This is a genomic window from Halomonas sp. 25-S5, from assembly GCF_029889845.1.
Taxonomy (GTDB): domain Bacteria; phylum Pseudomonadota; class Gammaproteobacteria; order Pseudomonadales; family Halomonadaceae; genus Halomonas.
In genome coordinates, this window is the sequence record NZ_JARANV010000003.1 from 1 (window position 1) to 23,638 (window position 23,638).

Sequence of the window (23,638 nt, forward strand, 5' to 3'; positions counted from 1 at the left end):
TACCGGACACCCGACGAGGTCTACCTGAGCGGCTTGGGTGGCGGGGCATCCATACCCGATCATTTCAGTGGCCGAAGGGCGACATCGCAGAACGAAGAAACAGGGCAGCGCTGTGCAGCTGCGAACATGGCCGAGGTATTAGCTTAAACTCAGGCAAATTCTGTCTTGACCGTGGGGTCCACTATACAACACATGGCGACCGAACCGCTGAGGCAAGACTGGATGCCCTGGTCACTGTCGAACATATTGATGATGACCCCAGTGCCCATGTCACGCCTGATGCGGTCCGAGAATTCGCCTCTCTTAACCTGCTGGACGCAGAGGGAAAAGATCGCTTCAACGTCGTTCGTTCACTCGGTATTGCACAAAGCGAGGAGGCGGCGCACCTCCGTTTACAGCAGGAGCGTCACCCCCTTCGACGTCAACAGGGCGATTCTGCGTATTTGTCGGTGATTCGTGCCCGCTCAGCCGCAGCCCATCGTCAGAAGGCCGCGCAGCTGCTTCCTCACCGCTGGGATCAGCTCAACGAGTTCGATATTCGAACGCTCTGGAAGGCCGTCGAAAGGCATCGTGACAGTGATGTTCTCGGCGCTGTCATTGCATTGGTGCTGATGACAGGACGCTCCCTGGAATGCGTCCTTCAGTTCAAACTCGTACGCGAGTCATCACAACTTCCCGGCACGATCGAGTCGAACGCCCTCTACCTCTGTCAGAAAGACAGCGCCTGGGTAAGCGCTGTCCTGACACCCGAGCAACGCCGTCAGTTCCAGCCCCAGTGGTCTCCCCACATGCTGCCCACGGTGGACCAGCTGTCCCTGCCCATTCCCCCGGCGCTGCTTCCCCCCCTGCAGAAACGTCTCAAGAGCGCCGCGCGGCGTGCCAAACATCGCTCCGTGGGGCTGTTCAGCAAAGAACATCAGCGCATGATTACCGACGCTCTCAAGACGCTGCTCAGCAAGACCAACAAGACACATGGCACCCGGCTGACCCTCCACCGTCTCAGAAACCACCTGTTCAACACCCTGAACCATAGTGGTCAGGACATCGCCGACGCCTGCCTCATTACGGGGCTCCTGCCTCCCTTCGGTCAACAAGCTTCACTGTATTATTACGCCCCAAGCAGAGACAGCCTTGCCGCTGCCTATCAACAAGCCATGGATCGCATCAACCGACAAGTGGGGATTGCCGTGCCAAGCCAAGCGACTCTCACTGCCACCACGACATCTCCAGAGCGGATCGGCTCCCAGCTCGTGCCAACGGATAGCTATGTCTCGCAGATGGTGAGCACCATCAAGTCGGCCCTCAAGGGAAACCGGCATGAGTGGGCCGGAGAACGACTGATTCAACAGCACAATGCCTATACCGCCTACACGGCAATGATGTTGATGTTTGCCACGGGTTATCGGGGGGTGCGCGATCCACTCTCCACCATCACCGAAATCAATGCCCGTCGAGGCTGGATCATCATCTCTGACAAGGTCGACGACAGCAGCAGCCATTCACGAATTGTGCCGATTATTGGTATTGCCTCGACACAACTTCGCCATTATGCGGCACATGCCGAGTTCATGCGCCGGCGGCTCTCTGCATACCTCGATGCCCACTGGCAAAGCACCTTCTTCTTTCTCGATCAACGCATGGAGCCCACGCAAGTCAGCCCTCGCGCGCTTGTCAGACACCTCCAACTAGTCGATGCCCCTCCTCTCAATATCAACCGCCATCACCTTCGTACGCGCCTAAGGGAGCTCAATGTGTCAGGAGAATGCGTGGATGCCGTGATGGGCCACTGGGATCATGGGCAGGAACCGATGAGCAAGTTTTCCAGTTTCTCCCCCACGATATATCGGAAGAGGGTGGCCTTGGCATTGGATATGCTCATGAGTGATGTGGGCTGGGAAGCGATTGAGGGATTGGCATGACAAGCATTACGTCATACTGGACAGGATGGCCACTCACTCCTCCCGGCGCCAAACCGCATCAAGGTGGGGCCATTCGTGCCCATGAACGCGCCCGACAGCGATACCGCGATCAGCGGGCGTGTCTCGACCTTCTCGCCACGCGCTTCCCAGGGCTGGCGTATGGCGAGCCCGCTATCAGTCTCAGCACCGCACAGGTCGATGGCCTGTTTACCGAGCTGACTCAAGGGCTGTCGGGTCAACCCCTTCGGCACCGGCATAATTTCCTGGTCCGGGGGCTGGAGCGGGGCTGTCGCGAGCTCGGCTGGGAGATCGAGGTACCCGCTCCGATCGTCACGGTGCCCCGTGAGTCACCGGTAGCCGTCAACGCCGATTTCATCCGTCTCCAGCAGCTGGACCGCCTCATCGATTTGCATGAGACGGCGGGACTCATCAGGCCACCCAGTGGCCTGGAAACTCCTGCATGGTCGGCAGGCCGTCTGCTGTTTGCCCTGATCACCGAGGGCAGCGTGTTGCAGCGCAAGCTGCTGGAGCGGCTTCCCGATGCCCTTTGCCGGGGAGTGGGCATGGACGGTCATCGACCGTATTTGACGCTCCAGGAGGTCATAGAAGATGAACTGGAGCGCGAGGACGCCCCTCCGGACACTGAGCATGACCACACTGACGAGACACAGGGCGACACCGACAAGCGTCGCCGGAAGTCAGAAAAGACCAAGCACACGGCGTATCGCCGGATATTTCCGGGCCCCATCTCGGCGCTGCTCCTGCTGCGCTATTACCAGCAGCACGGCAAGGCCTGGCCAGACGACGGGTTGCAGGATCCTACGCCACTCTCGGTGGACAGCTGCCTACGCTGTTACTGCCAGTCACTGGTTGAGGCCTCGAGCCTACCCAATGGCCTGGTTGCCTTCCTGCTGGAGACATCCCGGACGGCGGCCAAACTGACCTTCACACCTTACTTGGCCAACTATGCCGCACATGACGGCATCGGGGTGTCCCTCCCTCCCTCGGTATGGCGCCGGCTGACGACGAAGAAAGCACCTTTTGATTTGGACAGGGTCACGGCAGATTCAGCCCGTCCGCCGTCACATAGCGAAGATGACATCCACCTTCTAGGGACTCTGACCCTGCCAGAGTCCCGACAGTATACCGATCAGGCCAAACGGCTGGTGGACCTAAACGCTTGCCTGGGCCCAACACAGGGGGCGACGTCCTTTTCCCGACAAAAGATCAAGGAAAATCTTCAGGAACTCATCACTCTGGTTCAGGGTGAGAGCCCCATCCTACAGCTGGTCTCCGGGTGGACACTGCATCTGTTGACCCATGGCGGCCGAGTCAAGCCTCGCCTGGAAATCAGCACCATCAAGAAGTACTTGAGCACCGTCGCCCAAGACCTTGTCCGTCTCGCCTGCACCCATACCAGCCTCGGCGACTGGTCCTCGGAGGACTGGGAGACGCTCTACGAAGCCGTGCTACAGCGTGCGAAAGGACATGGCAACAGGATGGACCGACTGGGGCGCTTGCACGATTTCCACCGCTATCTCGAGAGCCGTTATGACGTCCCCCCGGTCGTTCTGGAACATGGCAAGGGCCGAACTCGACGCGTCGACGCCAATCTCCTCACTCCTGCGGAGTTCATTCGAGCGCGGGACGTGATTCGAGCGTCCGGCCAGGATGATCGCCTGCTACTCATGCAGGAGTTGGTGCTGGTTATCGGCTATCGCTGCGGTTTGCGCCGCTCGGAAGTGGCAAGCCTGACGCTCAAGGACCTGCAGGGTGTCGAGGATCCCAGCATCCTGGAGCCGGAGCTGCTGGTGCGACCGAATACCCATGCCTCCGGGAAGACCGCCTCCGCCACGCGTCGCCTGCCGCTGCATATCTTGCTCAGTCAGGAGGAGCGAGCGCAGCTCGCGCTGTGGAAGGGCAGGCGGCATACCGAACAGGTGGGGGGGAATGATCTACACCACCTGTTGTTCTGCCTGCCGGGCCTCCCCCACGAGCGAATAGAGGATGCGCTATTGTTCGGCCCGATTCACCATGCCATGAGGATCGTGAGTGGGGATCCCACCCTGAGGTTCCATCACCTTCGGCACACCTTCGTGACGCTCATGCTGCTGCGTATGACGTCATCAGGGTCTGGCTCGCTGTTGCCCAGGGAATGGGCGACGGATGACGAGGGTCGAATCGCCTTGCCGTGTTGGAACGAGGATCTGTCGGCCCTGGCGATGTTGGCACCACAGCCCGAGGCGACCCGCAAACGCCTCTGGGCCCTGGGCCTGTGGACCGGGCACCTGACGCCCGACGAGACACTGGCGACTTACACCCACCTGATCGAGATGCAGCTTCGTCATGAGGTATGGACAACCCAGGACACCCTCCTGAGCACGCCTCTCCAGCAGAGTCTGATGGGACGCTCAGCCACTGCCGTGGCGGTATGGCGCCACAAATGGCGTAAGAAGGTCGGCGAGCAGGAAGAACTGACCGCATCTCGGCTCTGTGAAGCCCTGAGCGAGGAGTGGACACCATTTCTGGAGCCGAGTGACGATGGATTGGTGTGGTTAAGCTACTCCGCTTCACACGTCCCCCAAAGAAAGTTGTCGCCTCACCACCACCTGTCGGCCTCCACCGTCTACAGCACGCTCAATTTCATCGAGCTGGAGACCGCCAACGGCCAATCGATGACGGCCGCCTTGGCCATTGCATCACGACGGCTGCAGTTGCCTGCCGAGATGCTGTCCCGTTGGGTTGAGGAAGGCCAACGGCTGATGGCGCTGAAAACCTCACGCGGCAAACCCCGGTTCAGCGACATCGCGCGTCGCACGCCACTCCCTCAATCGGCCCATGCCCTGGAGAAACATCCCATGCCGGAACTCTCCACCTGCCTGGCGCCGCCCTATGTACCCTCTCATCAACGCGAGGCCAACCGCTCCTTCCGGGCCCTTTTGGACTGGTACGACGAGGCCCCGGACGCCTGCCTGGCAGCCATCACACCGATTCTGAAGGCCATGCAACGTACAGACGCCCAGATCAAAGTGCGAAGCGAAGAGACGCTGGTAAGCATCATGCCATTCTTCGAGCGACTTGGACTCAGTCGTTACCTTCGCCTGACGGTAGAGATCGCGGATTCAGCCACAGAAAGCCATGACAGAACCTATTGGCGCCGATGCTTAAGGGTTCCAGACCGCTCGATTCAGATCAAAGTGAAGGAGAATGGAAAACCCACCCGGCACCCCCATGGGAATGCCAACGTCATGCTTGCCGACTGGAACAAGCCATTAAGAAAACAGAAGAAAGCCCCAACCAAAAAGAAGCAGACGAGTCAGGATCTGCATGACTTCGGTATCTGGACGGCCGTTCGCTTCGCCCTGTTCACCGCCCTGGTCGTGATACAGCCCGAACGCAAGGAGGGGTTCCTACCGTCCCTCCACGAGGAACCAGGGCACTGTGCAGAGACCCCATAGCGGCCAGGAGCTCAGGTAACGGTCCGGCGGCAACACCTAGGCCCCGCCGCCCGCCCGGAGCCCATCACCTGAAGCCGGGACGGTTATCCGCCCCCTTCCCCAACGCCTCAAGCATCTCACGCTTGCGGATCAGTGCCTCGATGGAGTCAGCAGGAGAGAGGCGGATCAGCGCTTCGAGCAGTTCTGCCTGGCGATCCAGCCGTCGCTGCAGACCCTCTAGCCCCTCAGAGAGACGTCTAATCTCTTGCCAGGAAGCAGTGACAATGGGTGCGTCATGTCCCGTGACAGGTCGCTGACGTGTCACTGCCATGGCAATGACATCGTCTCGACACATGGCACGCCGACCATCGGGGCCTGTGCCAGCTGTCAGCCGCCCCTGTCGCAGCCAGCGATAGAGCGTGCGCGTGCTGATCCCCAGGATGTCCGCGGCCTGCGGCACGGTTACCTGCTCAGGAAGTTCCATCATGGCGGGGCTCGTCGTGTTGTGTCATGTCAGTCAGTTATCACTGACACGTCGGTGACAGGAGGCTGCCCCTGTCACCGACGTGGCTGACTAGTCTGTCAGCATCAGGTAGGTGTCCAGCATGTGGCAGCTGGCTACGCCATGGGGGTAGCCCCTGAGCGTGACCAGGATGGCCTGCCCCGTCCGCGGCACACCCTCGGCGGTCACGGACTCCGCCAGCAGAAAGACGCGCAGCCTTCTGGCTGGGGTGGTCAGTGTCAGTACCCAGCAGCGCTGCGCCTCGGGCACCGGTACCGGCAGCACCTCCACTCGTTCCACGGTCATGGCGTTCTCGAACAGGTCCATCACCCTTCCCTCCGTTCTAGCCTTGGTCATGACGGCATCTCCCAGCGAGTGAGCGTTGACTCCAGCTCACGCAGCAACATCGGAATTGCCTCGCGCGTCGGCAGCAGGTCATGGTTGATCAGCGCCTGAGCCACCCAGGTCTCCAGCGCCTCCTGATTGTTGCGCTCGTTACCGGTGCCGAGGACCATCACCAGGCCGCGACCTGGCTGGACGTTGAGGGCCAGCCCGACAGCACTGGCTAGCTTTCGGACATTGCGGCGTGCCGACTGCGTGATCAGGGTGTCCTGAACGGCCGTGATGGCGTAAAGATCAGCGGGCATGGCTCACCTCCTCGGCGTCTTCGCGTTCGGTCTCGGGATCCTGGGGTGCCTGCGGGACCTGCTGCCGAAGCATCTTCTCGAAGGCAGAGCCGTCCTGGCGGGTCAGGTTGGGCACGTAGCGGGAGTAGACCCGGAACAGCATCTCGGTGGTGGTGTGGCCCATCTGACGGGCGATCCACTCCGGGTTCTCCCCCGCGGCCAACCACAGCGTGGCGGCCGTGTGGCGCGTCTGGTATGGGCGCCGACGACTCAACTCCAGCTCATCGAGCAGCGGGTACCAGATGCGCTTGGTGACGTTCTGGTGGTCGAGCGCGTTGCCCACCCGGTTGCAGAACACCAGGCGCTGGTCGCCGGTCACTTGCTGCTGCGCCCGCAGCGCCTGGTAGACGGGCTCCGACATGTCGATGGCACGGTTCGAGCCATCGTTCTTGGTGTCCACCACCTCGCCGTGTACCAGCGACTCCTTGACCAGGATCTGGCGGCGGGAGAAATCGACGTTGGCCCAGGGCATGCCGTCGATCTCGCCGGTGCGCATGCCGGTGAAGAAGCGCACGGTGTAGTAGTTGCGGAAGTCGGGCCGCACGTTGTCGATGATCCGCCACACCTCCTCGAGCGTGAACGGCTGGACGTCGGTGCGCGGCACCCTCAGCGATTTAATCCCCCGGTACGGTGAGCTAAACTCGAAGCGGTCGGCGGCTTCATTCAACATCATGCGCAATGGCGTCATGATGTGGTTCATGCGACTGGCAGACAGCTTCTTGCCGCTCCGGGACGTCACTTTGGCGAGGGATGACCGGAACTCAAGAATGTCTGCTCGGGTGATGCTGCCGACCTCTTTCTCCCCCAGCTGGGGCAGGATGTGGCGATCGAGGCTGCTGCGCACCGTCTTGATCTGCGAGTTACGCCACTCAATCTCCTTCTCGGCGAACCAGGTCTCGGCGAACTCGCCCAGCAGCGGCGTCTCCCGGTACCCCCCCTGTCGCTTCAGCGCACGCTTGCTGAGCGTTTCGGCCCGCGGGCTGTTGGGGAAGTAGCGGCCGTAGTCGAAGCTATCCAGGGTGATCTCGGCCTCGATCTTCTCCATGATCTTCATCAGCTTGCGACGGTTGGCCGGCGTGTCATCCAGGGTCGTCTGCTCGCGGCAGCGCTTGCCGAGGTAGCGGAAGTCGAAGCACAGCTTCCCGGTTTCCTTCCTGGCAACGATCTTACCCATGGCAGACACCCCCCCGCGCCATCGGCACGCCCAGACTCTCCTCGGCAGAATGGAGCTTCATGTCGCGCTCGATCGGCTCCCAGAGGTAGAGGATCTTGCGTCCCCCGAACGGACGGATGTAGTGGATGCCCTCCAACAGCACCCGGTCCTTGAGGCGCTCGCGGATGGTGCGGGCGTCGTACTTGATGCGCTCAGCCAGCTCGGCCGTGGTCAGGTAGCTATGCTTCATGGTCGTCTCCTTTATCAAGTGATGCCTTTGCGCATCACTTGATAACACCATACATCACTTTGAGATCAATGCAAGCATCTTTTGATGCTTTTAGATATCATCGGATGCGTGATGCGATAGAGGCCTGACCATGCTGCGGTTCAAGATCAAGGAAATGATTGCCAAGAAGGAGTTCGCTGAGGGGCGTCGAATCACCATCGGCGAGGTCGCCAAGGCGGCCGGTATCCACCGCATGACCCTTTCGAAGATGATCAACCAGCGTGGATACAACACAGGGACCGAGAATCTTGATCGGCTGTGTGCGTTCTTCGACTGTGAGATAGAGGACTTGGTGGAGTACGTTCCAGCTACGGAGCAGCCGAGTGACTCCGAGTAGCTGAGATTGGCTGAGCTACGGTGATGGCCGAGACACACCCTGGATGATCACCATGCCGTTGGCGTCGATGGCCAGCAGAGCAACCAGCTTGTCGAAGGCGGTGCGTACCTGGCGGCCGATCAGCAGCCAATCCCGGTTGAGAATCGCCAGGTCCTGCATGGTCTGCTTTTCCAGCAGTCCCTCGTCGGCGAGGCCCGCGGGGCGCACTTGCGTGGCGGCTCGCCGGCGCTGTCCACCAGCTTCCAGATGCCCTGTTCGATGGCCATGGTAGCTCCTTCTCGCGGTGGCGGCTGAAGTCCTTGTCGTTTCCGTGGGTGTGCCCTATCATGCTCGGTAACACGGCCCCCGCCTCTTGGCTCTCACGAGCTTACGCGGGGGTTCTTATTTGCCTGTCTATTCGCCTACCTCACGCTGACCACCATTGCTGCCAACCCAGTGGCGCTCCCATATCGTCAAGCGAGAGCTGGCGCTGAGCGTGTTGCGCCGGGAATGTCACCAGGTGTGCCTGAAGGCGCCGATGCCAGCCGGTATCCGGGCAAACTACCCGGGTCATGTGGCGCGCGATGCCGAGAAGCAGGAAGGGCCGTGCGATCAGCTGTGGCTGATCGTGGAATTCGTCACACCACGGCAAAATGCCCAGCTCAGGCAGCTTGGGCTGGTCGATGACGTTGCGGTTCCAGAGCCGGCTATGGTGAGCGCAGACGTTGCGCAGGTAGTTCAACGAGCGCAGCCAGCTCTGAAAGACCTTCCAGTCGGGTACGCCGTATTTCCCGGCGATGCGGCGCTGGTCCGGTACCTTCATCATCGCAAATAGCTGGGAGAGGGTACCGAAGTCCCAGGTCTCCACGGCGACCCAGACCGGCAGGCGCGGGCCGTGCTTCTGCCGATAGTGCTTGACGAAGTCTTCCTTGGAACGCCTCTCCATGCCCAGGCACCGCTCCTGCCACTTCTCGAAGCTGTCGCGAGGGTCGCGTCCGAATCGCCGGCGGGCGAAGGAGGGGTGGAAGGTAGCGCGGTGGAGGTGCGCGAAGGCGTCGCGCTCCCCGAGCAGGTAGGCGATATCGACCCGCAGGGCGATCTCGATCCGCTCCAGGGCATCGGTCAGGCCCAGCCGAAGCTCCTTGTCGAACAGGTAGAGCCGCACCGCATCGACGAACTGGGTGTCGGGAACGAACCGGTCGGTGGCCTGGGTGATCGGGCGACCGTGGCGGTCATGGTTCACCGTCTCGAACACCCGGAAGGGATACCAGTAGGCGCTCAGCCGATAATAGCCGACGCGCTCCAGGTACTCCAGGGCGGCCGCCTCATTGCCGACCACCATGCCTCGCGCTTTCAGCAGCGCCAGCTGCTCCTCGAAGGACTTCCAGGGGCGATCGTAGGCCATCAACTCACCGCCTGCTCCACCACCGCCTCGGCCAGCTGAGTGCGGGTCTCGCCAATCTCCCTCAGGCGGGATGTGAGCTGGTCGCAGAGTGCCAAAGTTGCTTGAACTCTTTCAACAACTCTTCTTTGTTCATTTAGAGGAGGAAGGGATACATAAAAAAGTGCCTGCTTTGTGATGCTCACTTGATTTCTGGTTGTCTGTTGCATAATAGCGGCAGCTTGATTTTGCCATATCGGCGATGAGAAGTAATAGTAGAGGTAGTATCTATTCAAACTCACACTATTAACTCTATAAAAAGTTACTGATGTTCCAAGGAGAAAATCATCTTCAGGTGGCGCGCTCGCTAAACCAGTGCGCCCCACAGTAGCATTATGAGTAAAGAAAACATCTCCTTTCTGCGACCACCCTTTGGAAAGCTTATTGGCTTTTTTAGATGAAAGGCGTGGACAGTCGCTCCACTTTATCTCGCCAAAATCAGTAATCTGCGCTGCAGTCAAGAAAACAACCCCCTCATCGCCGAAGTCTCCTTTTCTTGGATATAGACTCCCGTGATTTCCATCTGCATAGTCAAGAAGATGATTGTTGGAATACAGTTTATCTATGCTGAAATATGCCCAGTTAGGCGGTATGCTGGGAAGCGTTTCTAGAGGTGTGGCCGGTCTTTCTTTTATTTTTTGTTTGGTTTTTCTGATATAACCTTCTGGTAAAGCAACCTTCTTTCCGTAAGCAATTTCTGCAGGTTCGTCTTCTTGATTTTGCTCAGTTATCCTACCTGTGACGGCCAGCTGAAGGAGGGTATTTTTGAGCTTGTCGATGCTGGCTTCAGTGGTAAATAGGGTATCGAAATGCTCGGTGATGCGGGCCCAGTTATCGGCCACGTCCGACGCGTCGGCGGAGCGGGTCAGGGCATCGAGCAAGGTATCGACTAGCACTTCATGGGCTTCCAGCTGGCCGCCGACCTGCTGCTCTAGCCGGTCGCAGAGGGCCATCAATTCGTCGACTTTTTCGACGATGCGGTGTTGCTCTTCCAAAGGGGGGAGTGGGACGGCAAGCAGCTTCACTGAGCCTGAATTAAGTTCGACTTGCTTAGTGGTGCCTGATACCAATGAGTTTTCATGGTCAGGTCCAATCCTCTGCTGAACACTGGGTGATGCAATGTAGTTCAGGATATGGTTCGGCTCGGTGGCCAGTGGTCGAATTATGGTGACATGAGAGTCAGCAACGATAGGATGCTGCAGATTTTTAGCTACAATGGCTCGGCCAACAGTTCCGGTGCCGGTTGAGTTCCATAGAATGTCGTTGTTTCGAATATATCGCTCACCTTGATAGCCGCTCAAGCTGCTGTCATCGATGAAGCGAGAGGCGCTCAGGTCAAAACCTGACCATTGAATACATTTCTGTGAAACAACGCGCACTTCTCCAAAGTCCGCATATTTGGGCCCTTTTCCGCGCTGGATATATTCACTAATTGCTTTCATGCGAGCCCACAACCAGCCTTCTGGAAGCTCAAACGGCTTTTCTTCCTCCGAAATCTCCGGCAGTTTCTTGGGCTTCTTGATTTTCCCTTCCTTGACCAGCCGGGCCTTCTCCTCGGCGATACGCTCCAGCAGAACGCTGGCGGGTTCATCGCTGGGATCTTGGTCGACCAGTTTGCCACGCACGGCGAGGTCCAGGATCAGCTCGCGCAGCTTCTTGATGCCGGTGAGCTCGATCTTTCCATTGCGTCCTCTACCTGCTGTCGATTTGGTCGTGACGGCGTCGGTCCAGAGGTCGAGGTGGTCGGTGATCAGTTCCCTTGCACTCACGCCTCGTCCTCCTGCGTCTCGCGGCTTGTCTCGGCGAGGCTGTCCTCGGCGTTGGCTCCCTGGCTGGCATGGCTTAGCGCATCGCCGAGGATCTGCTTGAGCTGGTCGCGGAGCTCCTGGATCTCGGCCTGCTGGCGGGCGTATGTTTCCAGCAGCTCGTCGGGATCATGGCTGACCTCTTCGCCCTGCCAGGGGTTCTTGATATCCAGGTTGTAATTGCGCGCCTGGATCTCCTCGATGCCGACCTTCCAGGCCTGCTCAGTCTCCTCGCGGGCGGCGAAGCCGTCGCTCTCCTCACCCCACCAGTCGACCTCGGTGGCAAACTCGGCAAAGCGCATCGGCTTGGTCTTGCTGTAGCTCTTGTAGCCCTTCGGGTAGGGGTGCTCGTAGTACCAGACCTGCTCGGTGGGCCGGCCCTTGGTGAAGAACAGCAGGTTGGTCTTGATGCCGGTGTAGGGGTTGAAGACCCCGTTGGGCAAGCGAACGATGGTGTGCAGGTTGCACTCGCTGAGCAGCTTCTCCTTCAGGCGGGTCTTCATGCCCTCGCCGAACAGGAAGCCGTCCGGCAGTACCACGGCGGCACGGCCGCCCTCTTTCAACAGCTGGATGAACAGCGTCATGAACAAGTCGGCGGTCTCCCGGGTGCGGAAAGCCTGGGGGAAGTTGGTCTCGATGCCGTCCTCCTCCATGCCGCCGAAAGGCGGGTTGGCGACGATGACGTCGACCCGCTCCTTGGGGCCCCAGCTAATCAGCGGGCGGGCCAGGGCGTTGTCGTGGCGGATCTGCTCCGGCACCTCGATGCCGTGGAGGATCAGGTTGGTGGTGGCCAGCAGGTGGGGCAAGGGCTTCTTCTCGATGCCGCGCAGGCTGGCCTGGAGGATCTGCTCGTCCTCCGGGGTCTTCACGTAGTGACTGCGCTTGTGCTCGATGGTGCAGGTGAGAAAGCCCCCGGTGCCGCAGGCCGGGTCCATCACGATCTCGTCGAGCTTGGGGTCCACCCGGTTGACCATGAATTCGGTGACCGCCCGCGGGGTGTAGAACTCACCGGCGTTACCGGCGCTCTGCAGGTCCTTGAGTATCTGCTCGTACATGTCGCCGAGCTGGTGGCGGTCGTCCTGGGTATTGAAGTCGATGCCGTCCTGCAGCCGGTTGATGACCTGGCGCATCAGCTGGCCGGACTTCATGTAGTTGTAGGCGTCTTCAAAGACGTTGCGGATCACCACGGCGCGAGTGTCGTCGCCGCGGGCCTGCAGCTGCTGCAGACCGGGGAACAGCATGGTGTCGACGAACTCCTTGAGCTCGTCGCCGGTCATGCCCTCGGGGTCGGCGGCCCAGTGCCGCCAGCGCAGCGGCTCGGGGATCGGCGAGCGGTAGTCGTCGTTGAGAATTTCCCACTCCTGCTCCCGGTCATCGAAGATCTTCAGGAACAGCATCCAGACCAGCTGACCGATACGCTGGGCGTCGCCGTCGACGCCGACGTCCTTGCGCATGATGTCCTGGATGGACTTGATGGTGGTGGAAATGCTCATGGGCGCGTTGTTTCCTTGGTGTTCCCGACGGATGCGAGTTCATCCACAGGGGAGGGGCGGCATCCGCCTGTGGATAGCGTCGTTTTGTGCGATGGAAAATGCCGACAGGATACCGATCAGCCGGCAGGTTGGTAGAGCGCGTCTTCCAGTTCGTGCAGGGCGCGGTTGTAAGCGGGCTTGCCGCCGAAGGCCTTGACCAGCTCCGTTACGGTTCCGATATCGCTGAACGGCGTGACGGTGAGGACGTTGATATCCTCGATGGGCTCGATGCCTGTATCGGCATACTTGTCGACCAGGGACTCCAGCACCTGGCGGGCCTGGCCCTCGTAACGGGTGAAGATATCGCGCTTCTTGACCTGCTCGGCGCGCTCGCGGCGGGTGAGGGCCGGGCGGTCGAAGGCGATATGACAGATCACGTCGAAGGGGTCGGGCTCGTCGCCGAGGCGGTCGCCCAGCTCCTTGATCAGGTCGTCCCAGAAGATGCCGCTCTCTTCCAGCTCCTCCAGGATCGCCTGCTTGCGTTCGGCGTCGTGCCAGCGGCGCAGGAAGTCGTCCAGCGAGGCGAACTGCTCCTTCACCTTCTTGCGGGTGTAGTCGCGCAGGCTCTCGGTGATCAGCTTGCCGTCCGGGCCGAGGTACTGCACCCGCTCGGCCACCACGCTGACCGTGACGTCGTCGACCACGTACTTGCGCCTGGGCTCGGGCGGCTCTTCCAGTGGGCCCAGGGCGCCGCTGTCGTCGCTCTTCCAGGTGGCACCTTCCTCCGGGGCGAAGTCGGCTCCCTCCTCCTCGACGCCTTCCGCCTCGCCGAGCCCCTCGGCGCTGTCGCCGGGGGCGATGTCGTCCTCCGCCAGCTCGTCATCCGGGGCGATGGGGTCGTCGCCCTTTGGCTGGTAGACCTTGACGGGGTCGCCGTCGAAGTCGGGGTCGGCGAACAGCTCGGTGGCCTTCTTGAAGTCGAGGATGGTGAACCAGTGCTTGTGGTAGTCGTCGTTGATGCGGGTGCCGCGGCCGATGATCTGCTTGAACTCGGTCATCGACTGGATGCGCTGGTCGAGCACGATCAGCTTGCAGGTCTGAGCGTCGACGCCGGTGGTCATCAGCTTGCTGGTGGTGGCGATGACCGGATAGCGCGCCTCGGGGTCGATGAAGTTGTCCAGCTCTGCCTTGCCCTCGTTCTCGTCGCCGGTGATGCGCATCACGTACTTGCGATTCTCGGCCACCCGCTTCGGATTGAGGTTGACCAGCGCCTGGCGCATACGCTCGGCGTGGTCGATGTCCTCGCAGAAGACGATGGTCTTCTGGTAGGGGTCGGTGCTCTCCAGGAACTCGGTGATCTTGCGGGCTACCAGCTCGGTGCGTGGCTCCAGCACCAGGTGCTTGTCGAAGTCCTTCTGGTTGTAGATGCGGTCCTCGATCAGCTCGCCGTGCTTGTCGATCTGCCCCTTGCTGGGCCGCCAGCCCTGCAGGTCGCGGTCGATATCGACCCGCACCACCTTGTAAGGGGCCAGGAAGCCGTCCTCGATGCCCTGCTTGAGCGAGTAGCTGTATACCGGCTCACCGAAGTAATCGATGTTGGAGACCTCCCTGGTCTCCTTGGGCGTGGCGGTCAGGCCGACATGGGTGGCCGAGGAGAAGTACTCGAGGATCGAGCGCCAGGCGGAATCTACCGCCGCGCTGCCGCGGTGGCACTCGTCGATGACGATCAGATCGAAGAAGTCCGGCGAGAACTGCTTGTAGATGTTCTGCTCATCCTCGCTGCCGGTCACCGCCTGGTAGAGCGAGAGATAGATCTCGTAGGACTTGTCCACCGTGCGGTTGGTGACCTTGGTCATCGCTTGGCCGAACGGCTTGAAGTCGTTGTTCTTGGTCTGGTCGACCAGGATGTTGCGGTCGGCCAGGAACAGGATTCGCTTCTTCTGCTTGGATTTCCATAGCCGCCAGATGATCTGGAAGGCGGTGAAGGTCTTGCCGGTGCCGGTGGCCATCACCAGCAGGATGCGGTCCTGGCCGCGGGCCACCGCCTCCACGGTGCGGTTGATCGCCACTGTCTGGTAGTACCGCGGTGTGCGTCCGCTGCCGTCGTCGTAGTAGGGCTGCTCCACCACCGGGCGTGCTGCCTGGTCGAGGCCCTTGTAGCGGCAATAGCGCTCCCAGAGTTCATCCGGGGAGGGAAAATCTTCCAGGCCGAGGGTGGTCTCGGTCTGGTCACCCAGGCCGGTGCAGTCGTGGAACAGGAAGCCGTCGCCGTTGCTGGCAAACACGAAGGGCACATCCAGGGCGTCACTGTAGGCCAGCGCCTGCTGCATGCCGTCGCCCAGGCCGTGCTTGTTGTCCTTGGCCTCGATCACCGCAATGGGCTGGTTCTTCTGGTGGCTCAGCACGTAGTCCGCCCGGCGGCGCTTGCCGCGGGTATGCAGCCGCCCGCGCACGATGATGCGCCCGGCGGTGAACGACACCTCCTCGCGCACCTGGGCCTGGATGTCCCAGCCAGCCCGCTCAAGCGCCGGGGTGATGAACTTGGTGCAGATGTCCCGTTCGCTGAGGGCCTTCTTGTCCATGGCAGCATCCTGCTGGTCGGTGGAGGGGCGGCAGCGGAGGTAGTTACCTAAGCTTACGCTACCCAAGCAGGCTAAGCATCCTGTGCTAGGCTGGCTTCAGCAACTACCGAAATGAAGCCGGTACGGCACCCGCCTGCACCAGGAGGAAGGGAACATGACTACTTCATCAGATGATAGCGGCCCCTCCCGCATTGCAGGCGAGATACCGAACGCTGATGCGGACAAGATATGGCAATCTGCTATTGAACTCTTCGGTGAGAATGAGTCCCTCGCCAGGGGTTGGATGAACACCGAAGCCATGGCACTGGACTGGCGCAAGCCGGTTGATGTCATGGTGGATAACCCAACGGCGGTGATGGACCTCATCACGAGAATTTCATATGGGGTCTATACCTAGATGGCCGATATCGACCCTGAGCGGACATGGGGGCAAATACAACAAGCACGTTCATCGGTATTATGCAGTATGCGCAATGATTGGGCCCTAGTGGCCGAGCAATACTTAATACTCCAATATCTCAGCACCTTAGGTGGTATACGTGTTCGTTCAAGAAATTCAACGAGTAGGCTCTCTAACAACCTGTTAAATGGATGAGGCTTCGTGCCGAAGAAACTGCCAAGTTATAAAGGAAGGTTAAGTTTTGCGCAGATAGCCGAAGGCATGATTGCTGCGTCGGAAAATGCGGCACGCTTGGCGCAGGATGCCAAGCTACTCCTTTACGCTGGACGGCTTCCAACAGCATGTTCTCTAGCAGCCCTTTCTATCGAAGAGTCTGGAAAGGTCTCAATACTTCGGGCCATGTCGCTTGCACGTGACGACAATGAGGTTAAGGAAGAATGGAAGCGGTACCGCTCTCACACCAACAAGAATGTACAGTGGATTTTTCCTCAGCTAGTGGCTGAGGGCGCGAGAAAGCTAGACGATCTTCGTCCACTGTTCGATAAAGGTGCAGAGCATCCATACCTGTTGGATCAGGTTAAGCAGCTCGGATTTTATACGGACTGTCTTGGCAATAAAGGACACTGGTCAATTCCTGACGAAGTGGTTGATGGCGAATTGGCAGACCAGTTAGTTGCTACGGCCGAGCTGCTCTCTTCGGCATCGCCTACGTCAGAGCGTGAGATTGAATTGTGGGTCAATCATGTCGGCCCTGTCTGGAAAAAGGACATTAACTGGATGAAGCATGCAGTGGCAAGTTGGTACGAAGCCATGCAGCGGGAAGGCTTAAAACCGGGCGGTGAAAATGATATGGAGAAATTTTTACATGACTGGATTTATCCAGAAGGCGTTTAACCAGGCGGTCAACCGGACCGCTTTTTCGCTGGCACTACAAAGCGTCCGGCAACCTCTACGTTAGATTTGCAAGGAGAGCTGAATGAACGTCTATTTTTCGGATTATTTTTCTGTTTCAAAGGACGAGCTTGAAGAATATGGCGCGTTCAACGTCTCCTTAATTAATGACCTGCCTGTATTTATAGATCCGTTTTTGCTTTTTAATAGTGATAAACCGGAATATCAGAATTTACATGATGAAATCATAAAATACATTGGGTTCCTCCGTGATATGTCAGAGGATGGCAAGATCTCTAAAGGATTGGTCAGGCACTGGTTCCTATTCCCTGAAGTAAAACAGAATTGGCTGGGTTTCAGTAAAGTAGGGAATGGTGGGTCTGGTCTAGGACCGGACTTTGCAAGCGCTCTAAATGACAACCTAGGTAATATATTCAATGATTTTGGTGCAGAGAAGATAACGAAAAGCAGCCACCTAGAAAAGCTATGCCTTATTAAGGAGGGGGTTGGAAAAGATAGCATAAGCGATTTTACTACTAACCTTATAAAGTCGTATTTGTGCGAATACACGCAATATTTCGCTCAAAAATATATCGATTCGTCGCAAACCAAGTCAGTTATGGTCCCGCATGCGGAGTTTAACTATAAAACTCGTCGTTGGACATCAAAAAAATATACGCTGCCTTATATTGATGGTGATTATGTATTATTAACGCCAAAAGACATCCTTACCAAGGATGAAGCTTGGATAAACAAGCATGACATAATTGGTGATTTTGATGATATTGTCGCGGCTATCCCTAACGTAGAGTTAAGAGGCCAAGTAAACGAATATTTCCTTCGCAGGGTTCCAGAAGACGCGAAGCAGCGTGAAATCAATGAGGCCATAGCTAAGACATTAAGGAATTTTCCAGAATTAATTGACCGCTACATCCGGCTCAAGGAAGATACAGGTGATCAAGCTGTCGCTTTGAGTGAGAAAAAAGTCCAAGAAATAGAGACAGTTTTCATACGTCAAGTAGCTAGCTTAATTGAGAGTTTAAAGAATGAGAGCAGCTTTTACGAGACTTCTGATAATACACATGACGAGGCTTATAATCGCGTTCTGTATTTAAAGCAGGTTATTGAAAATAATGATGGCTACCGAATTTTTTATTCTAATGGCCAACCAATCAAGCGTGAGTCGGATCTTCAGCTTATGTTTCGACTGACCTGGTACGCTTCGCAAGATGACGTTAACTCTGAAGTCAATAATGGTCGCGGCCCGGTCGATTATAAAATCTCTAGAGGTTCGAAAGATAGCACCCTTGTAGAGTTCAAATTAGCTAGCAATTCCAAGCTAAAGCAGAATCTGGCAAAGCAGGTTGAAGTGTATAAGGCAGCAAACCAAACAAAGAAAGCCATTAAAGTAATTTTGTATTTTAACGACAGCGAGCTATTCCGTGTTCAGAAAATAATGAAAGAATTAGAACTCAAAGAAGGTACGGAGTTGGTTTTGATAGATGCGCAAGCTACCAACAAGCCGTCTGGGTCCAATGCAAGGTGAAATCTAACCAATGCGTCAACGGGACCGGTTTTGGCCGGATGCTGAACTGAAGGATAAGCTGATGGATCTGGTGCCGCAGCTGACGACCCTTAGCGGGCATGGTGGCAAAGGCAACAGGCACGTTCATTGGTGATATGCAGCGTGCACGGTGATTGGTGTTATACTGCCGAGCTATTCTTAATATTTATTGATTTCAATGGGTTAGGAAGAGCGTGGCGTGCTGCATAACATTATTGAACGTGCATGCGCGTTCATCCGATATCAGACCGTGCGGTCTAATACCTATTGGACGGAGTAGAGGGGACACGTTAGTGAACACTCGTCTCAAGAATCTAATTGGCGGCCGTCCACTTTTGACTGGAGCGATCGTCTTACTCATCGCAGCGCTCATTGAGTACGTCGTACACACTCCAAGATTTGGTATGAGCGCCGGCTTGGCCGCTTTTCTTGGTTTCTCGTTACTGCTCTATCTTCTCCACAATGGATACAGTTTCAAGAAGATCGTGGCCTCTGGATTTGGCTTCACGGTTTCGGTAGATGGAATTGCTGCTCCGTGGGAGCAAAGCCCAGAGGATCGCAAAGAGACTGTAAAGGACTACATATTTGGTCTTGAGTTCTCTGGTGATGTGGTTGAAAGCGGCTCGAATAGCGATGGATACTGGTATCGTTATTCCAATGAATTGCAAATCGCTCGTTCCCGATGCAAATCCACTAATGCACGCGAGTGGGTAACCTTTCCACAAACGTTTGCGTCAGCCCCGGAGGTTTTAGTTAACTCAGATGCATATGCGCTAGATACCTCGTCTGTTACTGCGGAGGGCTTCTATGTGGATAAGCGCGGGGAGCATGAGCATGAGTCGGAAATTAGGTACTTCGCTATCGGGATGTGGATCTGAATTATGCATAGAATCATGAACGGCGTGGTCGTTCAATTCTGGCTAGACGCTGGTTCAAACCCGTCCAACAAGGCCATTCAGTCGACGCTCGTACCTCACGCGGCTGATGGCTGACGTTAGCCACTCAATCATAGTAAGTATCCCCCGGCAAAGCCGGGGGCTTTATATTGTTAGCCCCTCAAAGGGGCAAGAACCTGAGCCGCCTGAAGGCGGCTATCTTCACATGCCGAACTTGAGCTGATCATAATGCTCATCAGACTTTTCTTGGTTACGGATGTAGGCACGGACCATGTCTTCATCAAGCCCGACTGTCGAAACAAAATAACCTCTTGCCCAGAAGCTCTCGCCTGTGAAATCTTTCGCTCTACCCATAAAGTTCCTGGCTATCGAAATTGCACTTTTCCCTTTGATATAGCCAACAACGTGTGACACAGAATGCTTTGGTGGAATGCTAATGCACATGTGGACATGGTCACGCATCAGGTGGCCCTCCACGATCTGGCACTCCTTCTGCCGTGCCAGCTCATGGAACACCTCACCAAGGTGCTTGCGTATCTTTCCGAAAATCATCTTCTTACGCTTTTTCGGTATAAAAACAACATGATACCTGCAATTCCATGTCGTATTGGAAAGACTCTGGTACTCTCTCATTGGGAACATCCTATCTCTTGGCCGAGATTGGAGGTTCCCTGTGACCGCATCACACGGTCAAACCTCGGGTAGTCCCCCGGCAAAGCCGGGGGATTACCTTATTTATTTAAGGAGGATTTATGCGACTCAAGGAAATGAAGATAAAAAACTTCAGAGGCTATAAAGAGGAAGTCTCCATATCATTTGAGGATGGATTAACGGGTGTCACTGGAAGAAATGACGCAGGAAAATCCACGATTCTTGAGGCACTCGAGATTTTCTTTAATAACAAGTCTGTGAAAATAGATAGTGATGATAAAAATGTAGAGTCGGGTGAATCTGAAATCAAAATATCTTGTGTTTTTGATGAGCTGTCTGAAGAGGTCGTTGTTGATGAGAATTACCCCACAAGCTTTAAAAATGAGCACCTGCTAAATAGTAATGGTGATATCGAAATATCGAAAGTGTACAAGGTGCAGAAAACAGTCTCGGCACCTGCCATTTTAATTCACTGCATGCACCCTTCTCTCGAAAACGCTAATGATCTACACAGTTTAAAACTAGCTGAATTAAAGGCTCGAGGCAAAGAGTTGGGTATCGATGGAGAGGTAGAGGATAAACGAGTTGCAAGTTTATGGCGTTCTGCTATCTGGAAAAAATTTGATGACTTACAACTGACGGACTTCGATTTGGATGTCAGTGCGCTGGAAAAAGAATCAAAAAATATATATAAGAAAATTGAGGCGGAAATGCCTACTTTTGCCTTGTTCAAGGCTGATAGAGAGAGTAATGATTCTGACCCTGAGGCAAAAAACCCAATTCAGGTTGCGGTAGATCAAGCCAAAAAGTCACTTCAGCAAGAAATAGACGAGCTGCAAGAAAAAATCGAACAGTCTGTTTTGGAGGTCGCGGAGCGTACGAAAGAAAAATTGCGAGAAATGGATCCGGCGCTGGCGTCGGAATTACACCCAAGATTTAAGGATAAACCAAAGTGGACTTTCAATTTCACGTTAGATGGCGAGGGTGGAGTTCCGATAAACAAACGTGGCAGCGGTGTTAGAAGACTTATTTTGCTCAACTTCTTTAGAGCTGAAGCGGAAAAGGTTAGGGTGGAAAAGAGCTCTCCTAAGGTTATATACGCTATTGAAGAGCCTGAAACATCACAGCACCCAAGCTATCAAATCATGCTAATTGAAGCGCTAATCGCTTTGTCATGCAGGCCTGACTGCCAAATTTTATTAACAACGCATGTTCCAGCGTTGGCTGGACTCCTTCCTATAGAGTCTATTCGCTTTATCGAAAAAGACGAAAATAACACTCCCAAAATCACCAGCGGGTCAGATGAGGTGCTTGAAAAGGTAGCAATCAGCCTAGGGGTGCTTCCTGAAAGTGAAATTGCTTCATCACGGGGAGTTCTCCTAGTAGAAGGTCATAGCGACGTGACATTTGTTAACCATTCCGCCGAGCAATTAAAGATTAACGGTGATATTGAAAACACCTTGTCTGAACTGGGTATAGCTTGCATTCCTATAGGTGGCTGTGGAAATCTAAAGCACTGGGTATCCAAGAAGCTTATTGATCAATTGGGTTTGGAGTGGGGAATACTAATGGATTCTGATCTAGGGGATCCAATTCAAAACCCAAGGAATGTGGAGAAAATCTCTGAACTAAAGAGACAAGGTAAGATTGCTCTCCTTACCAGGAAAAGAGAGCCTGAGAACTATCTAGACCCTGCGCTTTTTCAAGCTTCTCATGATATCAACATTGAGTACACAGATACCTGTGATGCGAAAAAGAAAATCGCAACAGCTTTAACCGTCAGAAAAGATGATGTATTGGAAAGATTCTGGCCAAGGATGACAGCTGAAAAAATTAAAGAAAGATCAAAATATTGTGATGACGATGGCGTAGACAGATATGAAATCGAAGAAATTATTCAAACTGTCTCAAAGCTGGCAAATGGCTAACAAGTTGCTGAACGCGGATAAATTACTCGCTGCGCGCTTAATTTACCGGTGAGCGAGGCGTTAGGAGTAAAGAAATGGGATTGCTGGATCTGATTTTCGGTTCCAAGAGAAAGGCAGGAGAAATTAGTTCTCGTGGCAGTGAGTCTGGCGAGGACGTTACGTTCATGGATAATTTTATCAGAATTTCATCCATAGATTTCTTCGGTAAGTTCAGAAAGTCCCCCTCGGGAGAGTGGATTGTAGGCTGGAGCGATAGCAACCCAGAAGGGAGTGCTGGAGGGCATCGTCAGAGTGGGCATGGGAAATATGTCCTTTACAATTCTGTTGAGAAGAAGCTGGTTCTGCAAGGCTGCTTGGAGAGGCCAAACTCCGCGAACGTAGCAAACAATGGAAGCTTTTCAATTGAAGACTGGCATTTTGGCAGTGACCTGTCTGGAACATTCTATGTATTTTCATGCTTGGGTGATGCGCTTGTTAAGAAGAAGCTATCAGCAAATATCATGAACAGCGTCATTTCAAATAATGGCCTATTGGCTGTTTGCCAAACTGCGAATGCCAAGTCCGGAAGTGATGGCAACTTACTAATTGGATTCCGTGTAAATGACGGGCATGAGCTTTTCTCTATAAACCCTTGTACTGGCTGGGCCAAGGCATATGAGTTTGATGAAGATGATTCTAAATTTGGCGTAGTGTTGAAGGGTGTTGGAACATTCTTTTACAACTCAGAAGGCTCCCTATTGGACCCACAAGCCCTCGATTTAGCGCGCTTGCGTAGCGATAGGTACGAAGTTTGTTTGTTTGCATCCGAGGAAATCGTCAAGTCGGATCAGTCCAGCCAGGAGTTGGTGGAAGAGGCCCTTAGGGCTAGCTTAAAAGCACTGGCGTCCGGAGCTGAGGCGCATGATCATTGGAAGGCCATGGCTTTGAAGGTAAAAGGTTTAGCTAATGAGCGGCTTGGAAAAGATGAAGAGGCGCTCGAAGCATTCGATGCCGCTCTAGACATCAACCCAAAAATCGGTGTGAAGCGTAATGCTAATGCGATCAGGAAAAGGCTCAATAATAGAAACTCCTAACAAATGCAGGCAAGGGACGCTCCTGTCGTCGCGCCCCTGCTGCAAGCGTTAAGTCAGCATATCCTAAATGTGCGCTTCTGGCCGAAAAGAGATATTTCTACTACCCTGAACTTGAAAGGACTGATTAAATGTGCGTAGCCCGGTAGGGATGATGTCTGTACGCTTAATCATTCTTATAAATTGTTCATCCCTTGGATGACTGGTTTTAAAAAAGAGGTTGGCTATGGCTGTCAAGCACACACCTACAGGGGTGGTTCATAAGGGAACCAAAGGTGGTACTACTGGTTGCGGATTTAATACGCGGGAGAATGCTGGTCATTGGGTTTCATCCTCTCAACGAATAACTTGCGACAAGAACGGATGTAAAAACTAGGGAAGCAATAAGTGCAATCCCACTCGGCTTGTAGTTATGAGGGCTGAGTGGGTATCAGATGCCTAGCCAGCGAACGAATAGAGGCCGTTTACGGCAAGTTTTCATATTAGAGATTTTCAAATGTCAGCTTCTGGCCGATAGCTGCTGCGCACCATATGGTCGTTTTCTTTACGCATGCCGTCCGCCCCTCTAGGAGGGGTGGTTTTGCGTAAAGAAATGGCGTAAATTTTTCTATGCCAAGAAAAGGTATATTTTTTGTC

At 55.5% G+C, this 23,638-nt stretch carries 19 protein-coding genes and 1 pseudogene; 9 read left to right on the forward strand and 11 right to left on the reverse strand.

Features of this window, described 5'->3' with window-relative positions; translation table 11 throughout:
- Both OP498_RS03225 and OP498_RS03230 read left to right on the forward strand, forming a co-directional pair.
- Positions 1–1,919, forward strand: a pseudogene (locus OP498_RS03225) (hypothetical protein); the annotation flags it as partial.
- Entirely contained in the window at positions 1,916–5,377 is a 3,462-nt protein-coding gene (locus OP498_RS03230; RefSeq protein ID WP_280552478.1) for a hypothetical protein, read from the forward strand. The pseudogene OP498_RS03225 and the gene OP498_RS03230, both read left to right, overlap by 4 nt.
- A 64-nt stretch (positions 5,378–5,441) precedes the next feature.
- On the opposite strand, the gene OP498_RS03235 is transcribed toward OP498_RS03230, so the two are convergent.
- The 5 genes from OP498_RS03235 to OP498_RS03255 form a co-directional block, all read right to left on the reverse strand.
- On the reverse strand, positions 5,442–5,843 hold the full coding sequence (locus tag OP498_RS03235; RefSeq protein WP_280552481.1) for a helix-turn-helix domain-containing protein: 402 nt from the start codon (positions 5,841–5,843) through the stop codon (positions 5,442–5,444).
- Positions 5,844–5,930: 87 nt separating this feature from the next.
- Positions 5,931–6,215, reverse strand: a complete 285-nt coding sequence (locus tag OP498_RS03240; RefSeq protein ID WP_280552483.1) for a hypothetical protein — start codon at positions 6,213–6,215, stop codon at positions 5,931–5,933.
- Positions 6,212–6,505 (reverse strand): hypothetical protein, encoded by a 294-nt coding sequence (locus OP498_RS03245; protein ID WP_280552485.1) that lies wholly within the window; start codon positions 6,503–6,505, stop codon positions 6,212–6,214. Before OP498_RS03245 ends, OP498_RS03240 begins: the two co-directional genes overlap by 4 nt.
- A complete protein-coding gene (locus OP498_RS03250; RefSeq protein ID WP_280552488.1) occupies positions 6,495–7,718 on the reverse strand; it encodes a site-specific integrase in 1,224 nt (407 codons plus the stop codon). Before OP498_RS03250 ends, OP498_RS03245 begins: the two co-directional genes overlap by 11 nt.
- A complete protein-coding gene (locus tag OP498_RS03255) occupies positions 7,711–7,947 on the reverse strand; it encodes a hypothetical protein (RefSeq protein ID WP_280552490.1) in 237 nt (78 codons plus the stop codon). Before OP498_RS03255 ends, OP498_RS03250 begins: the two co-directional genes overlap by 8 nt.
- A 130-nt stretch (positions 7,948–8,077) precedes the next feature.
- Between OP498_RS03255 and OP498_RS03260 the strand changes: the two genes are divergently transcribed.
- Positions 8,078–8,323, forward strand: a complete 246-nt coding sequence (locus OP498_RS03260; protein ID WP_280552492.1) for a helix-turn-helix transcriptional regulator — start codon at positions 8,078–8,080, stop codon at positions 8,321–8,323.
- A gap of 15 nt (positions 8,324–8,338) precedes the next feature.
- Here the strand turns inward: OP498_RS03260 and OP498_RS03265 are convergent, their stop codons facing one another.
- From OP498_RS03265 to OP498_RS03285, 5 genes are all read right to left on the reverse strand, one after another.
- On the reverse strand, positions 8,339–8,530 hold the full coding sequence (locus OP498_RS03265) for a hypothetical protein (protein ID WP_280552493.1): 192 nt from the start codon (positions 8,528–8,530) through the stop codon (positions 8,339–8,341).
- 199 nt (positions 8,531–8,729) lie between these two features.
- On the reverse strand, positions 8,730–9,707 hold the full coding sequence (locus OP498_RS03270) for an Abi family protein (protein WP_280552494.1): 978 nt from the start codon (positions 9,705–9,707) through the stop codon (positions 8,730–8,732).
- Positions 9,707–11,512 carry a restriction endonuclease subunit S gene (locus tag OP498_RS03275; RefSeq protein ID WP_280552496.1) on the reverse strand — a complete coding sequence of 602 codons (1,806 nt, stop codon included), beginning with the start codon at positions 11,510–11,512 and terminating at the stop codon, positions 9,707–9,709. Before OP498_RS03275 ends, OP498_RS03270 begins: the two co-directional genes overlap by 1 nt.
- Positions 11,509–13,041 carry a class I SAM-dependent DNA methyltransferase gene (locus OP498_RS03280; protein WP_280552498.1) on the reverse strand — a complete coding sequence of 511 codons (1,533 nt, stop codon included), beginning with the start codon at positions 13,039–13,041 and terminating at the stop codon, positions 11,509–11,511. The genes OP498_RS03275 and OP498_RS03280 overlap by 4 nt, the downstream gene beginning before the upstream one ends.
- A gap of 116 nt (positions 13,042–13,157) precedes the next feature.
- A complete protein-coding gene (locus OP498_RS03285) occupies positions 13,158–15,602 on the reverse strand; it encodes a DEAD/DEAH box helicase family protein (protein ID WP_280552500.1) in 2,445 nt (814 codons plus the stop codon).
- Between the two features lie 154 nt (positions 15,603–15,756).
- Between OP498_RS03285 and OP498_RS03290 the strand changes: the two genes are divergently transcribed.
- The 4 genes from OP498_RS03290 to OP498_RS03305 all read left to right on the forward strand — a co-directional run bounded on the left by OP498_RS03290 (position 15,757) and on the right by OP498_RS03305 (position 19,335).
- On the forward strand, positions 15,757–15,999 hold the full coding sequence (locus tag OP498_RS03290; protein WP_280552516.1) for an antitoxin Xre/MbcA/ParS toxin-binding domain-containing protein: 243 nt from the start codon (positions 15,757–15,759) through the stop codon (positions 15,997–15,999).
- A 204-nt stretch (positions 16,000–16,203) separates the two neighbouring features.
- The gene (locus OP498_RS03295; RefSeq protein WP_280552517.1) at positions 16,204–16,896 is read left to right on the forward strand and encodes an AbiV family abortive infection protein; all 693 of its coding nucleotides are present in this window, start codon (positions 16,204–16,206) and stop codon (positions 16,894–16,896) included.
- A gap of 82 nt (positions 16,897–16,978) precedes the next feature.
- Positions 16,979–18,439 carry a hypothetical protein gene (locus tag OP498_RS03300; RefSeq protein WP_280552518.1) on the forward strand — a complete coding sequence of 487 codons (1,461 nt, stop codon included), beginning with the start codon at positions 16,979–16,981 and terminating at the stop codon, positions 18,437–18,439.
- Positions 18,440–18,750: 311 nt separating this feature from the next.
- Positions 18,751–19,335, forward strand: coding sequence for a hypothetical protein (locus OP498_RS03305; RefSeq protein ID WP_280552519.1), 585 nt, complete (start codon positions 18,751–18,753; stop codon positions 19,333–19,335).
- Positions 19,336–19,554: 219 nt separating this feature from the next.
- On the opposite strand, the gene tnpA is transcribed toward OP498_RS03305, so the two are convergent.
- Entirely contained in the window at positions 19,555–19,986 is a 432-nt protein-coding gene (gene tnpA, locus OP498_RS03310) for an IS200/IS605 family transposase (RefSeq protein ID WP_280552520.1), read from the reverse strand.
- A gap of 119 nt (positions 19,987–20,105) precedes the next feature.
- On the opposite strand from tnpA, the gene OP498_RS03315 reads away from it, so the two are divergent.
- Both OP498_RS03315 and OP498_RS03320 read left to right on the forward strand, forming a co-directional pair.
- The gene (locus OP498_RS03315; RefSeq protein WP_280552521.1) at positions 20,106–21,932 is read left to right on the forward strand and encodes an AAA family ATPase; all 1,827 of its coding nucleotides are present in this window, start codon (positions 20,106–20,108) and stop codon (positions 21,930–21,932) included.
- A 74-nt stretch (positions 21,933–22,006) separates the two neighbouring features.
- Complete coding sequence (locus OP498_RS03320) at positions 22,007–23,005, forward strand: tetratricopeptide repeat protein (RefSeq protein WP_280552523.1); 999 nt, start codon at positions 22,007–22,009, stop codon at positions 23,003–23,005.
- Positions 23,006–23,638 lie beyond the last annotated feature (633 nt).

Coding starts and splice junctions, on each gene's coding strand:
- OP498_RS03230 (WP_280552478.1), top strand. CDS start 1,916: ATGACAAGCATTACGTCATACTGGACAGGATGGCCACTCACTCCTCCC.
- OP498_RS03235 (WP_280552481.1), bottom strand. CDS start 5,843: ATGATGGAACTTCCTGAGCAGGTAACCGTGCCGCAGGCCGCGGACATC.
- OP498_RS03240 (WP_280552483.1), bottom strand. CDS start 6,215: ATGACCAAGGCTAGAACGGAGGGAAGGGTGATGGACCTGTTCGAGAAC.
- OP498_RS03245 (WP_280552485.1), bottom strand. CDS start 6,505: ATGCCCGCTGATCTTTACGCCATCACGGCCGTTCAGGACACCCTGATC.
- OP498_RS03250 (WP_280552488.1), bottom strand. CDS start 7,718: ATGGGTAAGATCGTTGCCAGGAAGGAAACCGGGAAGCTGTGCTTCGAC.
- OP498_RS03255 (WP_280552490.1), bottom strand. CDS start 7,947: ATGAAGCATAGCTACCTGACCACGGCCGAGCTGGCTGAGCGCATCAAG.
- OP498_RS03260 (WP_280552492.1), top strand. CDS start 8,078: ATGCTGCGGTTCAAGATCAAGGAAATGATTGCCAAGAAGGAGTTCGCT.
- OP498_RS03270 (WP_280552494.1), bottom strand. CDS start 9,707: ATGGCCTACGATCGCCCCTGGAAGTCCTTCGAGGAGCAGCTGGCGCTG.
- OP498_RS03280 (WP_280552498.1), bottom strand. CDS start 13,041: ATGAGCATTTCCACCACCATCAAGTCCATCCAGGACATCATGCGCAAG.
- OP498_RS03285 (WP_280552500.1), bottom strand. CDS start 15,602: ATGGACAAGAAGGCCCTCAGCGAACGGGACATCTGCACCAAGTTCATC.
- OP498_RS03290 (WP_280552516.1), top strand. CDS start 15,757: ATGACTACTTCATCAGATGATAGCGGCCCCTCCCGCATTGCAGGCGAG.
- OP498_RS03300 (WP_280552518.1), top strand. CDS start 16,979: ATGAACGTCTATTTTTCGGATTATTTTTCTGTTTCAAAGGACGAGCTT.
- tnpA (WP_280552520.1), bottom strand. CDS start 19,986: ATGAGAGAGTACCAGAGTCTTTCCAATACGACATGGAATTGCAGGTAT.
- OP498_RS03315 (WP_280552521.1), top strand. CDS start 20,106: ATGCGACTCAAGGAAATGAAGATAAAAAACTTCAGAGGCTATAAAGAG.
- OP498_RS03320 (WP_280552523.1), top strand. CDS start 22,007: ATGGGATTGCTGGATCTGATTTTCGGTTCCAAGAGAAAGGCAGGAGAA.